The sequence below is a fragment of the Pseudomonas sp. LBUM1657 genome (genome assembly GCF_059716075.1).
Genome location: NZ_CP166799.1, coordinates 3,398,439 through 3,414,339 on the forward strand (window position 1 = coordinate 3,398,439; position 15,901 = coordinate 3,414,339).

The 15,901-nt window shown below is 55.7% G+C and carries 13 protein-coding genes and 3 pseudogenes; 9 read left to right on the top strand and 7 right to left on the bottom strand.

The features are described from left to right. Window positions 1-112 precede the first annotated feature (112 nt). From xylB to ACA055_RS15640, 6 genes and pseudogenes are all read left to right on the top strand, one after another. Window positions 113-1,609, top strand: coding sequence for a xylulokinase (gene xylB, locus ACA055_RS15615; protein WP_497679460.1), 1,497 nt, complete (start codon window positions 113-115; stop codon window positions 1,607-1,609). Window positions 1,610-1,622: 13 nt separating this feature from the next. Continuing rightward, complete coding sequence (locus ACA055_RS15620; protein WP_497679461.1) at window positions 1,623-2,567, top strand: carbohydrate kinase family protein; 945 nt, start codon at window positions 1,623-1,625, stop codon at window positions 2,565-2,567. 269 nt (window positions 2,568-2,836) lie between these two features. Next, a pseudogene (locus ACA055_RS15625) lies at window positions 2,837-5,080 on the top strand (type VI secretion system Vgr family protein). Between the two features lie 3 nt (window positions 5,081-5,083). Continuing rightward, window positions 5,084-6,373, top strand: a complete 1,290-nt coding sequence (locus ACA055_RS15630) for a VRR-NUC domain-containing protein (RefSeq protein WP_497679462.1) — start codon at window positions 5,084-5,086, stop codon at window positions 6,371-6,373. An 11-nt stretch (window positions 6,374-6,384) separates the two neighbouring features. Next, window positions 6,385-7,506: a type VI immunity family protein gene (locus tag ACA055_RS15635; protein ID WP_497679463.1), complete on the top strand. Its 1,122-nt coding sequence runs from the start codon at window positions 6,385-6,387 to the stop codon at window positions 7,504-7,506. A gap of 3 nt (window positions 7,507-7,509) precedes the next feature. Beyond that, window positions 7,510-7,752, top strand: a pseudogene (locus ACA055_RS15640) (type VI secretion system tip protein VgrG); the annotation flags it as partial. Window positions 7,753-7,917: 165 nt separating this feature from the next. Here the strand turns inward: ACA055_RS15640 and ACA055_RS15645 are convergent. From ACA055_RS15645 to ACA055_RS15655, 3 genes are all read right to left on the bottom strand, one after another. After that, window positions 7,918-8,214: a hypothetical protein gene (locus ACA055_RS15645; RefSeq protein WP_497679464.1), complete on the bottom strand. Its 297-nt coding sequence runs from the start codon at window positions 8,212-8,214 to the stop codon at window positions 7,918-7,920. A 494-nt stretch (window positions 8,215-8,708) separates the two neighbouring features. Then, complete coding sequence (locus ACA055_RS15650) at window positions 8,709-9,059, bottom strand: hypothetical protein (protein ID WP_497679465.1); 351 nt, start codon at window positions 9,057-9,059, stop codon at window positions 8,709-8,711. A gap of 55 nt (window positions 9,060-9,114) precedes the next feature. Further along, window positions 9,115-9,987: a polymorphic toxin type 44 domain-containing protein gene (locus ACA055_RS15655; protein ID WP_497679466.1), complete on the bottom strand. Its 873-nt coding sequence runs from the start codon at window positions 9,985-9,987 to the stop codon at window positions 9,115-9,117. Window positions 9,988-10,588: 601 nt separating this feature from the next. On the opposite strand from ACA055_RS15655, the gene ACA055_RS15660 reads away from it, so the two are divergent. Further along, on the top strand, window positions 10,589-10,858 hold the full coding sequence (locus tag ACA055_RS15660) for a DUF2790 domain-containing protein (RefSeq protein ID WP_497679467.1): 270 nt from the start codon (window positions 10,589-10,591) through the stop codon (window positions 10,856-10,858). A 91-nt stretch (window positions 10,859-10,949) separates the two neighbouring features. Further along, a complete protein-coding gene (locus ACA055_RS15665; RefSeq protein ID WP_497684518.1) occupies window positions 10,950-11,081 on the top strand; it encodes a hypothetical protein in 132 nt (43 codons plus the stop codon). A gap of 63 nt (window positions 11,082-11,144) precedes the next feature. Here ACA055_RS15665 and ACA055_RS15670 read toward each other — a convergent pair whose 3' ends face one another. Together ACA055_RS15670 and ilvA are read right to left on the bottom strand one after the other, a co-directional pair. After that, window positions 11,145-11,414 (bottom strand): DUF1652 domain-containing protein, encoded by a 270-nt coding sequence (locus ACA055_RS15670; protein WP_497679468.1) that lies wholly within the window; start codon window positions 11,412-11,414, stop codon window positions 11,145-11,147. A 342-nt stretch (window positions 11,415-11,756) separates the two neighbouring features. Next, window positions 11,757-12,752, bottom strand: a pseudogene (gene ilvA, locus ACA055_RS15675) (threonine ammonia-lyase, biosynthetic); the annotation flags it as partial. A 248-nt stretch (window positions 12,753-13,000) separates the two neighbouring features. On the opposite strand from ilvA, the gene ACA055_RS15680 reads away from it, so the two are divergent. Beyond that, the gene (locus ACA055_RS15680; protein WP_497679469.1) at window positions 13,001-13,333 is read left to right on the top strand and encodes a DUF2834 domain-containing protein; all 333 of its coding nucleotides are present in this window, start codon (window positions 13,001-13,003) and stop codon (window positions 13,331-13,333) included. Here the strand turns inward: ACA055_RS15680 and ACA055_RS15685 are convergent. Continuing rightward, window positions 13,314-14,237: a magnesium transporter CorA family protein gene (locus ACA055_RS15685; RefSeq protein WP_497679470.1), complete on the bottom strand. Its 924-nt coding sequence runs from the start codon at window positions 14,235-14,237 to the stop codon at window positions 13,314-13,316. The genes ACA055_RS15680 and ACA055_RS15685 overlap by 20 nt on opposite strands. Window positions 14,238-14,244: 7 nt before the next feature. Beyond that, on the bottom strand, window positions 14,245-15,819 hold the full coding sequence (locus ACA055_RS15690; protein ID WP_497679471.1) for a RimK family ATP-grasp domain-containing protein: 1,575 nt from the start codon (window positions 15,817-15,819) through the stop codon (window positions 14,245-14,247). Window positions 15,820-15,901 lie beyond the last annotated feature (82 nt).

Genomic DNA, 15,901 nt, shown 5'->3' on the forward strand with positions numbered 1-15,901 from the left:
TTGTGTTCGCAGAAGAACCCTGTGGGAGCGGGCTTGCCCGCGATGGCGGACTGACAAGCAACATGGATGTTGAATGTGCACTGAAATCGACCCGACGATCCAAGGATCTTCCATGGCAAACCAACAACTATTCCTCGGCATCGACTGCGGCACCCAAGGCACCAAAGCCATTATTCTCGATGCCGTCAGCGGCGAGGTGCTCGGCCAGGGTGCCGCCGCGCACACCTTGATCAGCGGTGCCAATGGCCGCCGCGAGCAAGACACCTCTCAATGGCTGGAGGCGTTCGCACTTGCCACCCAGCGCGCATTGCTCGCGGCGAAGGTCGACGGTCAGGACATCCTCGGCATCGGCGTTTCCGGTCAGCAACATGGCCTGGTGCTGCTCGACGACCAAGGCCAGGTCCTGCGCCCGGCCAAACTCTGGTGCGACACCGAATCCACCCCGGAGAACGATCGACTGCTGGAACATCTGGGCGGCGAAAAAGGCTCGCTTGAACGCCTGGGCGTGGTCATTGCGCCGGGCTACACCGTTTCAAAACTGCTCTGGACCAAAGAGCAGCACCCGCAGGTGTTTGCCCGGATCGCCCGCATTCTGCTGCCCCACGACTACCTCAACCATTGGCTCACCGGCCGCAGTTGCAGCGAGTACGGCGATGCGTCGGGCACCGGCTATTTCAATGTGCGCACCCGTCAGTGGGACTTGCAGCTACTGCGCGACATCGATCCCACCGGTCGCCTGCAAGCCGCGCTGCCGGAGCTGATCGATGCGCATCAAGCCGTCGGCACGATCCTGCCGAGCATCGCCGAACACTTGGGCATCAACCCCCGGGCGCTGGTGTCCAGCGGCGGTGGCGACAACATGATGGGCGCCATTGGCACCGGCAATATAAAGCCCGGCGCGATCACCATGAGCCTCGGTTCCTCGGGAACGGTGTACGCCTATGCCGATCAACCGAAAGTCAGTGCGGACGCATCGGTAGCGACGTTCTGCTCTTCCAGTGGTGGCTGGCTGCCGCTGATCTGCACCATGAACCTGACCAATGTCACCGGTGTGATTCGCGAGCTGTTCGAGTTGGATATCGAGCGATTCAACGAACTGGTCGAACAAGCACCGATCGGTGCCGAAGGCGTGTGCATGCTGCCGTTTCTCAACGGTGAACGCGTGCCCGCCCTGCCCCATGCCACCGGCAGCCTGCTGGGGTTGACCATGACCAATCTGACCCAGGCCAACCTGTGCCGCGCCGTAGTGGAAGGCACGACCTTCGGTTTGCGTTATGGACTGGACCTGTTGCGCCACAATGGCTTACAAAGCCGCAGCATCTGCCTGATCGGCGGCGGCTCGAAAAGTGCGGTGTGGCGGCAGATTGTCGCCGACATCATGAACACGCCCGTGATCTGCACCGAACAAAGCGAAGCCGCCGCCCTGGGCGCGGCGATTCAGGCGGCATGGTGCAAGTCCTGGGCAAACGGGCACGAGGACAGCCTGGCGCAGTTGTGCGAGCGTTGTGTGAAGCTCGATCCGGCCAGTGAAACCTTGCCGATTGCCGAAAACGTAGTGGCCTGTCAGCAGGCCTATGAACGCTATCAACAGCATGTCGCAACCCTTTAAAGAGTGAACAATTATGTATCTGGTGTGTGGCGAAGCGCTGTTCGATTTCTTCAGTGAAGACGACGCCAGCGGCCTGGCTTCAAAAGTGAATTTCAAGGCGATTGCCGGCGGCTCGCCGTTCAACGTGGCGGTGGGTCTGCGCCGGTTGGGCGTGGAGGCGGCGCTGTTTGCCGGGTTGTCTACCGACTACCTGGGCCGGCGCTTGCAGCAGGTGTTGCAGGACGAAGGCGTGCGGCCGGACTATCTCGTGGACTTCGCCGCACCGACCACGTTGGCGATGGTAGCGGTCGGTGCCAACGGCTCGCCGCACTACAGCTTTCGCGGTGAAGGCTGCGCTGATCGGCAGTTGAAACTGGAGCATCTGCCGGAACTCGGGCCGCAAGTGCGCGGCTTGCACATCGGCTCGTTTTCGCTGGTGGTGCAACCGATTGCCGACACGTTGCTGGCGCTGGTGCGTCGGGAAAGTGGCAAGCGTTTGATCAGCCTAGATCCGAATGTGCGGCTTAACCCTGAGCCGAATATTGACCTGTGGCGCTCGCGAATGGCCACGTTGGTCGAGCTGGCGGATTTGATCAAAGTCAGCGACGAGGACTTGAGCCTGCTGTATCCCGAACAAGATCCGGCGCGGGTCATCGAAGGCTGGTTGCAGCATCGCTGCCAGTTGGTGTTCCTGACTCGTGGTGGTGAAGGTGCGACGGTGTTCAGCCGTGCTCATGGTTCGTGGTCGGTGCCAGCCTGCTCGGTGAAGATTGCCGATACGGTGGGGGCTGGCGATACGTTCCAGGCTGCGTTGATTACCTGGTTGACCGAGCAGGGACTGGATTCGGTTGAAGGTTTGCAGCAGCTCAATCACGAGCAGATCGACGGGATGCTCAGGTTTGCGGTGCAGGCCGCTGCACTGACCTGCAGCAAGACCGGGCCGGATTTGCCGTATCGGCAGCAGCTGGAAACTCGCTGAATGTGATGACCCCTTCGCGAGCAAGCCCGCTCCCACAGTAGATCTCCTGCGAACACAGACCTTGCGTTCGACAACGATCCAATGTGGGAGCGGGCATGCTCGCGAAAGCGGTCTACCTCACCCAACTATTCCAGCAGGTCTCACCCACTTCCCGGGCAAATCAGTCCACAGACGACTTTTAGCTTGAAAATGCCAACTTGCTGCCTTGAACGAGGCAGTTTAATCCTGCACCATCCGTCCCGGCTTATCCAAAGGACGGAAACAAAAGCATGCTGGACGCGAACGCTACCCATATTTCTCTCACGCTTGAAGGCGTTTCCGTTGACCTTCAGGTGCTCAGCTTCGTCGGTCGCGAAGCCCTCAATCAGCCGTTCTGTTTCGACATCGAGCTCGTCAGCGCCCGCCCCGACCTGAAACTCGAAGAGCTGCTGCACAAGTCCGCCTGCCTGACCTTCGGCGCCACGGGCAAAGGCATCATCCACGGCTTGGTCTACCGCATCGAGCAAGGCGACTCCGGCAAAAGCCTGACCCGCTACAGCATCAGCCTGGTGCCGCAACTGGCTTATCTGCGGCACAACCATGACCAGCAGATTTTTCAGAACCTGACCGTACCAAAGATCATCGCCCAGGTACTCGAAGCTCGGGGCATTCTGGCCGACGCTTACAAATTCCAGCTCGGCGCGGTCTATCCCGAGCGCGTCTACTGCGTGCAATACGACGAATCCGACCTGCATTTCATTCAACGCCTGTGCGAAGAAGAAGGCATTCACTTCCATTTCTAGCACTCGGCCAGCGGCCACAAACTGGTGTTCGGCGATGACCAGACCGGGTTCCGCAAACTCGCGCCCGTGGCCTACCAGCAAGACTCCGGCATGGCCGCCGAGAAACCGGTGATCAAGCGTTTCAACCTGCGCCTGGAAACCCGCACTACCCGCGTCAGCCGCCGGGACTATGACTTCGAAAAACCACGCATCCTCCCTGAAGGCGCCGCCACCAGCCTCTTCGCTCCGGACCTCGAAGACTACGACTACCCCGGCCGATTCACCGACCGAGCCCGTGGCAAACAATTGGCAACCCGCGCCCTGGAACGCCACCGCAGCGACTACAGACTCGCCGAAGGCAAGGGCGACGAGCCGACGCTGGTCAGCGGCCACTTCATGGCCCTGAGCGAACACCCGCGCGCCGAGTGGAACGACCTCTGGCTGCTGCTGGAAGTGGTCCACGAAGGCAAGCAGCCGCAAGTGCTCGGCGAAAATGTCACCAGCGACGTCACGCAGAACAAAGATGATTTCCACCAGGGCTACCGCAACCGCTTCCTCGCCACGCCGTGGGACGCGCACTACCGCCCTGCCCTCGAACACCCGAAACCCAAAGTCCTCGGCAGCCAGACCGCCATCGTCACCGGCCCGCCGGGTGAAGAAATCCACTGCGACGAATACGGTCGCGTCAAAGTGCAATTCCACTGGGACCGCGACGGCCAGGCCGACGACAACACCAGCTGCTGGCTGCGCGTCGCCACCGGTTGGGCCGGCAGTGCCTACGGCGGCATCGCCATCCCGCGCGTCGGCATGGAAGTGCTCGTCACCTTCCTCGAAGGCGACCCCGACCAACCGCTGATCACCGGCTGCCTGTACCACAAGGAAAACGTCGTCCCCTACGACCTGCCGGCGAACAAAACCCGCAGCACCTTCAAAACCCTGAGTTCACCGGGCGGCAAGGGCTATAACGAATTTCGCATCGAAGACAAGAAAGGCGCGGAACAGATCTATCTGCATGCCCAGCGCGACTGGGATGAAAACATCGAGCACGACCAGAAAATCCGCATCGGCAACGAACGGCATGACACGGTCGAGGCCAAGGTGTTCAGCGAGTTCAAGGTTGAAGAACATCGCCTCACGCATCTGGATCGCAAGACCGAAGCGCGGGCTGATGATCACCTCACGGTCGGCGTCACCCAACACATCAAAATCGGAACGGCGCAGTTCGTTGAAGCCGGTCAGGAGATTCACTACCACGCCGGCAACAAGGTGGTCATCGAAGGCGGGATGGAACTGACGGCCAAGGCTGGCGGGAGTTTCGTCAAGGTGGATGCTGGGGGTGTGACGATCAGCGGCGCTGACGTGAAGATGAATTCAGGTGGCGCGCCTGGTGCGGGTACCGGGATTCGAATTCTGGGGCCGGTTCTACCAGGAGCAGCTGACAAAGACCAATCAGGCAAATTACTGGAAAGCTCCCCTCGCAGTCATAAGGCACGCTATGTGCTCCAGGATGAAAAAACGGGTGAGCCGCTAGTAGGGAGCCCTTACACTTTGAAACTGCCTGACGGTGCACGTATTGCTGGTTACACCAACGAAGAAGGAAAAACCTTTCAGGCACATAGCACCAACCCGGCCGAAGTGGAGTTGTTGACGCCAGTGCGCAAACCAGAGCCTGAAGAGCCATTGATCAGAGCGGGTGAAAGTGCACCGAAGGAAATGACCCTGGACTTCAAAGACGCCAACTCGGAGGGCTGATACATGGCAGTCATGCAAACACCTCAAACACCACAAGGCTGTACCAACACCAGCATTGAGGGCACGGTCAAAGACGCGCCGCTACCAAATTCGGATAACAAGCCTTATTTGATGGAGAAAGCCAATTACGCAGCACGGTTTCCCAAGCTATCTATCAAAAAGGCAAAGGACGGTGGTGTCACCGGCCTGGAACTCAAGCAACTGGTTATGAGTGGATTGATCCGAGCGGACGAGTACCGCTGGGATTTTCGCTGGGACTACAAAGCTGAGGTCTGTTTTGACATGGCCATTCTTCCGCCCAAGCCATTTCTAAGTTCGTCATGGTTTGGCGACGATGAGAAACCCGATCCGGGACGCCGCCATACCTTGTTTCCGTTTCCTAAAGGTTCAATCAAGGGGTTGCTGCGGCGTCCGGATGTCATCATCGTAAAAAATAGGAGTATTCGCTGGCCAGGACAGGCAGGCCCCGATCATCAGGGGATGGCTCACCCGAACAACCTAGAACGTCTAGTGGAAGTGAAATTTCCTGGGGACGTGCTTGGAATGGCTCAGAGAGAGGCCTACTTGGATATAGCGGGGGGGCCGAATCGGTTCTCCGTTTTGGAAATCAGCGACTGCCGCGATGATGGCGATCGCGAACGTGATCGCCAGTACAACAGAGAGCACAAGCCAACCGGAGAATTCAATCCTCTTCAATGGCCGGTGTTATTACCTCCTAGAAATCCTGATGGGCCCCCAAGACCCGCGCCTGTTCCAGTACCCACGTATGGCCCAGCACCGACGTCTAGGCCTGCCCATGTTGAAAGCTGGACACAACAGGTCCAAGAGGCCGTCGATGGCCTTTTAGAACAAGGAGCTCAAGGTATTCGGAAACTTTCTCAGGAAGTACAACAGCATCTCGAGGAAGCCGCAACATGGCTCGGAGTCAAAGGTGAATGGGTTCGACGAGAATCGCAAAAAGCTTGGGAATGGGTCAGTGAAACGGGGGCTCAGGTCATTCGCTGGACAGATGAGCAATTGAGAGCCATGTGGAAAGAAGTTCAACGCTACACCGACATAACCCTGGAAATGCTCCGTCAGATCGATTGGGTACAGATTTTGATCGATTTGGGAATCGCTGCAGCCACAGTAGTAATCGCGTTTGCCATCGGTGCAGCCTTTGTAGCAGCGGGTATTCCAGCAACCATTGTTGCCGGCCTACTGGTTATTGTGCGCCTGGCTCAGTTTTCGTGGGCCTTATTAGCCAGCATTTTGGGTGGTGCAGTCGTTACTGCAACAGCTACTGCCGGATAGAAGAGACGACTATGAATGCATTGGAAAAACTGACTGACCAAGCTCCAAACTTGGCCTTTGAATTGCCGAACAACACACCAGTCGTCAGGCTAGGACTGATTGCTACGATGTATTTTAAAGAAGGCTACTTACTTGAAAGCAAGAAAAAAGTCATGGAGTGCTTCGACCGTTTTAAGGAAGAGTTTGGCCAACATCTGAAAGGGCAATTCGATGGTCGCTATAAGAAGCTGACAGACGACAGTTTCAAAAAAACGATGCTCAAGATTCTTGGAACTGATTCGAACGAACAATATGAGTGGCACATCAGCAGCGCTCCAACTGCAAGTGAGGCCGCTGAATACAGCCTTTCGGCATTGAACTCTTTTGAAGTCCATGGCGACCAGAAACGCTCGTATCTGAAGATCACTTTGCCTTGGGCTTTGTTGCAAGAAACTGACGGGGTCGCTCGATACCAGAACTGGCTGGTTTACCTCTGTAACCAGGTCAAAGCTGAACATGGTTATGGCGGCCTTTCCAGTGTTCTACCTTATGACTTCGATAGCTACATGCCAATGGAATTTCAGCTGGCTCAACAGTTCTCCGGACTTGAAGTGGACTCCATGGTGCACAACTTCAAGCGAGAACTGCTGGATCACATTAAGGGCGTGAACTGGTACACCGTCCTTGGGAAGCAGTTTGTAGAGCGACTGGGGGGCGAAGACCTGCTACGTCATGCTTTTTGTGGACGTGGTGATGTAGAGATATTGAGTTACGACAACGGGCTGATCATTCGTGCGGGGGGCTTCCCTCACTTGGGTGCCGACGAACAACTTCCTCCTGCCTACGTGGCAGTCAATCGAGTCGTAAAGCCGCTGCGTATCCCTAATCCGGATCAACTGCACACTTATTCTCCTTATGGAGATTGCTTCGAAGAAGATAGTACCGCTCGCTGGTACGCACGCTTCGACCAAGAAGATAGTCAATCAAAAACCCCCGCACGCCTTGAGGCCGGTCAGCCATGCAGCGTGGCGGGTTACTGGTTTAGTCCAGCTCAATCCGAATCCCGCCGTTACTTCAATCAGGGCGAAATTCTGCCGAGTTTCAGCGGATCAAACTGGGGAGATACGCTTTGGTATTGGTCGGGTGAAAAGTAAGAGCTGCCGGTCAGAGGCCACTTCATGACCCTGGCCGAACACCCGCGCGCCGAGTGGAACGACCTCTGGCTGCTGCTGGAAGTGATCCACGAAGGTAAGCAACCGCAAGTGCTCGGCGAAAACGTCACCAGCGACGTCACGCAGAACAAAGATGATTTCCACCAGGGCTACCGCAACCGCTTCCTCGCCACGCCGTGGGACGCGCACTACCGCCCTGCCCTCGAACACCCGAAACCCAAAGTCCTCGTGCCCTGGCACTGGGCTTGTTATTTTTTGCGTTCAGGTATTGGCGGCTCAACCGCCGATACAAACGACGCGACGCCTCTCAAGTTGCGTTACCAATAGATCAAAACACCGTCCATAAAAAATCCAGCGCCAAAAGGCGCTGGATTTGTCGGTAAATTTCAAACCTCAGGCCGGTGCCTGCCAGCCAAGCATCCGTTGCTGAGCAACCTTCAGCAGATCGCAACCGTCCTGCGTCAGCAGGTAAAGGGCGTGAGTAATGTACGGAATGTCCTGCACGTCACCGTTCTTGAAACATTGGCAGTGGAGCGTTTCAAGTAACTCGCTGGAGGCGCGGATGCGTTGGAGGGCGGCTTCGAGGATGTCTTGGGGGTTGGCTTCTGTGTCGATGACCAAAGGCGTTGAGTCGGTAACGCTGCTTTTGATTGAACGGTAGCGATCGGGGAAAGGATTTAACGCATGCATAGTAATTACTCGAGTATTAATTAGTAATCGCCAGCACCGTGACCAAACGATGGAGGCGGCTATGTACAGGCTTGGTCAACCGATAACACCCAAACGGCTCGCCCGAAGGCGTCCTGCACACAGCCACCATTGCACGCACTACAAGACGTAAAAGTCCGCGGCGCGAATGATCGCACAAATATGCACAGTATTTTCAGGTGACCAAACCTGTTCGCTGATTTTGCAGCGAGCCCAAACAGTAATCGCAACGCCCCATCAGCCGAAAGTCGACAAAGCATCCATCCTTGTAGGACGAAGCCGAAGCATTCTCGGATTCTTTCCCCTATGAAACGCCTGACAGAATCGCCCCTCACGACAGGCGGCGTTCAACCGGGGGATCGATACCCGACAGAACGATGGCGGGCAAGAGATCAGCGTTCTGAAAGTAGAAGATTGGGCAGGTTTTATGGAGCAAAAAAACACCGACCTAGGCCGGTGTATTTGCGCCTATACATCTATGGAGCGGTAGACTCCAGATCAAATTTGACGACATTGAATTCGCCATCGACCTTAAAATACGCAGTGTTGTGGAAATCGTATATGGTTTCTTCGGACTTTAGTTTAACCCTATCGCCTGAAACCCCACGAACAGCCTCAGTACCTTTTGTGACAAGGAATGGTGCTGTCTTCTTGGACTTTTCAAGAGCGTCCTCGTCAGTGCGCTGAAGATCCATGAGGAAGTACCGATAAATGTACGGCACAGTAGCGCCCCCTGAATCATAAAGGATTTCATATATAGCCCCACCTTCACCAACTTTCGTGATTGAGACAACATTGGCAGGTTCTGGCCTGTTTGGAGCAGACATGTATATATATAGCGCCTGACCAAGACATATAACCAAAAGCCCCCAAACACGCCATTTAGTACCCTTTCGACTTTGCATACTCTATGCCTGCCTTAATCCATACCTGATCAACAGGATCATCGCCATAAGGCGATTCCGACCACCATTTATCAAATGCTGCCTCCGAGGTTCCTGCTACGGACTGTGCGGCTCCAGCAGCCCTCAAAAGCATCCCCTCTGAAATCCCTGCCGCTGTACCAACAGCACCATAGTTAAAATTTCCAAAATTCTCATATTGGCGACCACGTTGTTTGTAATCCCAATCACCCCCATTTCGGACTTTTTTATAAAACCAGCTAAACAGAAAAGCAGAACCGCCGGTGCTAAAATATTCGTTCTGTTCCTTGGATTCTTGCAGGTTTTGGTCTATAGAAACTTCCGGCGGAGCAACAGGATACTGTTTGAGGTTAACCAGCTCTTTCGCAGTCATTAGCTGATGTTCCGCCTGAGCTATTTGCGCGGCTTGAGCTTCTTCAACGCGCGCCAAAAACTGTTCTTTTATTTTCAATCGACGAGCTATTTCCGAGTACACCTGAGCCAGCCTCGCGGCTTCATAGCTGTTGGCCCAGTCAACGAGTCGGTTTTTTTTGACATATATTCCCGCCAAGCTGCTTTGTATAAAACTCCCAGCAATTGTTCTGTCGGAAGCAAGCACATCATAACCTCTAAACAAGGATTTCGAGCGCTTTGATTTATCATCGATTTTTGATTGTTTCGCAAGATAAAGTTTTACAATAATATTTTTTTCTTTAGTTATCGTTTGATTTGGAGTGGAAGAATCCATTGGCGTATTCAATCCGCCTTCCGCCTTGATTTCTAAATCTATTTCCGAATCAATCGCGGCAATATTCTTTTCGTGCTGTTGATCTAGCCTGGCCTTATTATCCAAAATCCATTACCCTACATTGTCTCGAGCGACGATAAGACGACTAAGTATGTCTTCATGCATTAGAGGGCCACCGCGTACTGCCTTGTTGCGGGTCGTTAGCAGAGAGAAGTCATCTCGCCTTCCTACTATATCTGTTGTTCCGAGTTCTACGGTCATGCTTCAAATTCCTTTTGAAATGAATAAACGTATGTAAAGCAGAGCCCCATATCGGGACCTCCCAGATTTACGGTCCATGTCCTTCTTTCAACAATAACCTAGCGAATAATGGCGCACATGTATGTGGTGGCATCAGGTAACCAAACCTGTTCGCTGATTTTGCAGCGAGTTCGAACAGTAATCACTGAGACTCTGCCGGCGAAAGTCGACAAAGCATCCAACCTTGTAGGACCAAGCCGAAGCTATCCAGGATTCTTTCCCAAACGAAAACGCCTGACAGAATCGCCCTTCACGACAGGCGGTATTCAGCCGGGTTAACCATCGCTTAACCCCGCGGTCCAAAACTTTACTGGACCGCACGCCCTCAGACACTTCTGACGCCCAGTGCGGCAGGTTCGACGTCCGCGACGTCGAGCTCACTTTCCGTCCGCACCGGAGATCGCTCATGAACATCCGCACTTTGCTGGTTACCGCCGCCCTCGCCTGCACCGCTGTTGCCGGCCTTGCCCAAGCCAACGACACCACGTCGTCTCAAGCTGTACCGTCGTATCACTACGGCATGCCGCTGCACGTGGCCAAGGTCGTTTCGCTGACCGAGCCGTCGACCCCGTATTGCGAAGTAGTGACGGCTGAAATGAAGTACGTCGACACCACCGGCAAACCCTCCGATATCACCTACAGGAAATTATCCGACGCCTGCAGTCTTCAGAACTGACCGAAAAGTCTGAAAAGAAACGATGCGGCTTTCCCTCGAGGGATCTGGCGCTATGCTCTAGCGCCTTCCCTGACTGCCGCAAGGATTCGCCATGCAGTTCTCGTTTCGCACGTTGTCGACGTTTACCGCCGCGTTGTGTTTTCTGTTGGCCCTGATCTGGGGGATGATGCCTGATTGGTTGCTGTCGACCTGGCCAGTGGTGGTTGAATTGGCGGGGGGTTGAATTGGCGCTAGGTCTGGTATTTCTCCAGACCTAGCGCGTGTCGGTGGAGGTCGAAACCGTGGGTTAAAGCGCTTTCCGGTCTGGATGCAACGTGTGAGCACTTGCCCGCAGCTGCATATCAGTGCGCAGTCCAGCAATCAGGTCATTGATTTCCCGACTGCCATTCAGGTGTTTGGCATTGATGCCCGTCACCATGAGATCGAGGTGATCGGTTTGGCGATCGGAGTACACTTTTACGGTCATCGACAGGTCCGGCGACAGCGTGCATTGACAGCGTTTCGGCAGAAAACTGCTTTCAATGATGTTGCGAAGTTCCAAGGCAGAAAGAAACATGTCAACCCTCTCCTTATTGTGAGACCACTCATCAACCATCAATGCTGACTCAATGAAATCCCCCGGTCAGCTTAGTTCAGGTTCAGCATAAAACATGCCCGGAATTTCGCCGTGCAGCTCATCGGCAAATCAACGGCTTAGCGTAACCGCAAGTAACCGGCCTCATGCAATCTGCAAGAATGGCTTGTACCGGGGCTGCAATTTGCATGCTGCCGCGGCAAAAATCCGGATGTTGGGTTGAATGTTCTGGCCTCTTCGCGAGCAAGCCCGCTCCCACATTGGTCGTGTGAACGACTCAGGGCAAATGTGGGAGCGGGCTTGCTCGCGAAGGCGTCAGCCGCACATTGCCGCGCGTTCGGCAACATGGCGCAAGCTGTCGAAATTGATATTGGCCCCCGAATCGATGGCCACCAAAGTCTGGCCACGGGCACCGGTTTTCGCCACGTACTGCTTGATTCCGGCCACGGCAAGGGCGCCGGAAGGTTCGGTGATCGAGCGGGTATCGTCGTAGATATTCTTGATCGCGGCGCAAAGTTCGTCATTGCTCGCCGTTAGCACCTCATCCACGCAGAACCGGCAGACCTCAAAACCATAAGCGCCGATCTGGGCGACGGCCACGCCATCGGCGAAGGTTCCAACGTCTGGCAGGACAACTCGCTCGCCCGCCTGTAATGCCGCGGACAAACAGGCGGAATGTTCTGACTCGACACCGATAATACGGATTTCAGGCCGCAGATATTTAACGTACGCGGCGATTCCGGCGATCAAGCCACCGCCGCCCACCGGGACAAAGATCGCGTCCAACTGCCCCTGGTGCTGACGAAGGATTTCCATGGCCACCGTGCCCTGCCCCGCGATGACGTCCGGGTCGTCGAAAGGCGAGACAAAGGTACGCCCGGTTTCTTGCGCCAGGTTCAGCGCATAGCCCAGCGCAAACGGAAAACTGTCCCCATGCAGCAAAGCATCAGCCCCTCGACTGCGCACACCGAGCACCTTCAATTCCGGCGTCGTGCACGGCATGACGATGGTGGCGGCAATGCCCAGTTCGCGAGCCGCCAATGCCACGCCTTGGGCATGGTTGCCAGCGGAAGCGGTGATCACGCCGCGCGCCTTTTGCTCATCGCTCAGTTGCACCAATTTGTTGTAGGCGCCGCGGATCTTGAAGGAAAAGGTTGGTTGCAAGTCTTCGCGCTTGAGCAGGATTCGGTTGCCCAGAGCTTCGGACAATGCCGGTGCCGCCTGCAACGGCGTGCGCACGGCGAGTTCGTAAACCGGCGCGGCAAGGATCTTTTTGACGTAGTGCTCAAGCAAGGTCTGCTGGGCGGTGGTGCTGCTCATGGTCGTCTCCTGACGTTGATCGGAGCCCAAGAGACAGAAAGTAAAAACCCGCCTCTAGGGCGGGTTGGGTGCTGCAGTCGTGAGCTAGCCCGCCAAATAAGGAATGGCGGTAATAATGCTTGGCTGGCAGCGCAATACAGTGGAAGTCATGCCCGGAAATTAGCCGGGCGCAGATGGCAAGTCAATGGCCAATTTTACTTGGCCTCTGTAGGCTGACGACTCTGCTCATTGTCCCAAGGAAGGAAACCATGAAGTCTGTCGCCCTGCCCCTCATTGCCCTGATCGCGTTCGCCGGCTACACCATTTCGGTGATGCTTCAGGCGGAACAGTCATTGATCGACTTCGGCATCAGCCTGATGTCGCGCCCCGACACGGCGCAGGTGGTCATTGATTTGTACCTGCTGGCGACGCTCGCGGGCATCTGGATGTACACGGATGCGCGCAAGCGCGGGCAGTCGGGATGGTCGGTGGTTCCCTACCTTTTGATCACCGCTGTTTTCGTCTCCATCGGGCCGCTGGTGTACCTCGTGGTCCGTGGCCTGCGGGATCGGAGAACTGCCGTTACTTCGCCAACCGCCTGAGCCCGAGCACCATAACCCCTGCCCCCATTATCATCGTAGTCAGAAACAGCGGATACGAAACCCACCACGGCACGCCCGCCGTCATCATGCTGAACTCGGACATGCCGCCGATACTTGCAATCAGGTTCAGCGGCAGAAACACCACATTGATCAACGTCAGCTTGCGCAGCAGGTTGTTCATGCTGTTGTTCATCAGGTTGCCCCGGGCGTCGATCAGCCCGGAGAACACCGTGGAGTAGATTTCCGCCTGTTTGTAGCACTGGTTGTTTTCGATGATCAGGTCGTCGATCAAGCCGATGGCTTCGGCGCTGAAATGTTCCTTTGCGGCGTGATTGCGCAACCGGGTCAGGACTGCGCCGTTGCTGTGAATCGCATTGATGTAATAGATCAGGCTTTCGCTGAGGTTGAACATCTGGATCAGGTGCTGGTTCTGCATCGACGCGTTGAATTTCTGCTGCAACTCCCGGGCAACCAGCTTGATCACCTTCAGGTGGCCCAAGTAGTGATGGATGTTGTTGAACAGCAGGTCGAGCAACACATCCAGCGGCGTGTTCAGCCGCTGCCGGGTGCCGAGCCCGTGCAGCGGCGAGTCGTCGGTGGCGATCACCAGCAAACGATGCTCGGAAAACAGCAAACCGCAGGACGACACTTCGAAGGCCAGGCTGCCCGCGCCGGAATAGTTTTCCGGGCGTTTCCAGATCAGGAACAGGTTATCAGGGTGAAACTCGATGCGTGACACCTCATCGGGGTCCAGGGCCGAGGCCAGCGCGTGTTCATCAACTTTGAAATGGCTGTGCAGCAGGTCCCGTTCGGCCGCATCGGGATTACTGAACAACATCACTTCGGCGTCCAGCCGTTCGACTTTGTGCAGGGCGCCGTGGATCAGTTGAAAGCTCTTGATCATCGGCCGTTCACCAGGCCTGACCGCGGCGCTTGAGTTCCAGCCGACGGACGAACTCTTCCAGCACCAGTGAATACAGATCGTCCTGCAAGTAAGCGTCTTCGATGCCGGCGTCCATGTTCGGGTTGTCGTTGACCTCGATCACCACCACTTTGTCGCCGGACTGCTTGAGGTCGACACCGTAGAGGCCATCGCCGATCAGGTTAGCGGTCTTCACCGCCAGCTCCACCACCGCCCGCGGTGCTTCGTGAACCGCCAGGGTGCGACATTCGCCGTTGATGTCCTGGCCCTTTGCCTTGTGGTTGTAGATTTGCCAATGGCCCTTGGACATGAAGTACTGGCAGGCAAAGATGGGTTTGCGGTTGAGCACGCCGATGCGCCAGTCGTATTCGGTGTAGAAGAATTCCTGGGCCAGCAACAGCACCGAATGCTCGAACAGTTCGGCGGTGGCTTCGAGCAAGGCTTGCTGGCTTTCGACCTTGATCACCCCTCGGGAGAAACAACCGTCGGGGATCTTCAACACCAGCGGAAAGCCCAACCGTTCGCCGACCCGTTCGAAGTCTTCCGGTCGCTCCTTGTAGAGAATTTCGGTGGCAGGCATGCCGAGTTGATGGCTTTTCAGCAGGTCGGTCAGGTAGACCTTGTTGGTGCAGCGCAGGATCGACGTCGGGTCGTCCATCACCACCAACCCTTCACTCTCGGCTTTCTTGGCGAAGCGGTAGGTATGGTTGTCGACGCTTGTGGTCTCGCGGATCAGCAGCCCGTCGTATTCGGCGATGCGGGCGTAGTCCTTGCGCTCGATCAGCTCGACATCGATGCCGAGGGTCTTACCGACCCGGACAAAGTTGTCCAGGGCCTTGGCGTTGGACGGCGGCAACGCTTCCTGCGGGTCATGCAGGATGGCCAGGTCATAACGGGCCAAGCGTCGGGAGCGCGGTACGCGCCAGATCTTGCGGCTGAAATTGTCCAGGGAGTTGGCGAACTGATCTTCCTGATCTTCGCGCAACTTGTGCAAGGCCCCGAACTTTATGCCTTCGATGTGCCAGCCGTTAGTTCGTCGAAATTCAACTAGTAATATCGGACACGGGAATACTTCAAACAACTGTCGCGCCAGATCCTGCAAGGGCTCGATATTGGTCTTGCCGAAATACAGGGTTAGCGTAAAGCCCTCGGTATCGCTGTACAGATGATTACTGAGGGCCTTTTCCAGGGGTTTATCCAGATCATCCAGGGCCAGGCCGTAAAGCGATTTACGCGTCAGTTCGCTGATGGTCCGCACCGACGGAATCACCTTGTGCCCACGGGCTTCAGCAAGCAGCGAGCAGTAATACCCGTGCCCCAGGTACTTGTAGCTGCGGCACAGGTTGATCACCTGGACCCGCTTGCTCTGCTCGTTGTCGCGGGTTTGTTCCAGGTATTCCTGAGCCGTGACGATGTCTTCGCTGGGAAAGTAGGAAGCCCAGTCTTCCTTGCGTTCGACGATGATAATCAACTGACTAGAAGTTCTAACCGCATCATTTAAAAACGTTGCTGCCGGCAAAGTTTGCTCGGATACTTCGCGCCAATGACCTTGTACCGCTGACATAGTGATTGATCCGTTGGAGAACAAGACCTTTCCTATTAAGCACGAACTTTTTCGAAAGTCCCGTTTCGTTACGCAACTTTTA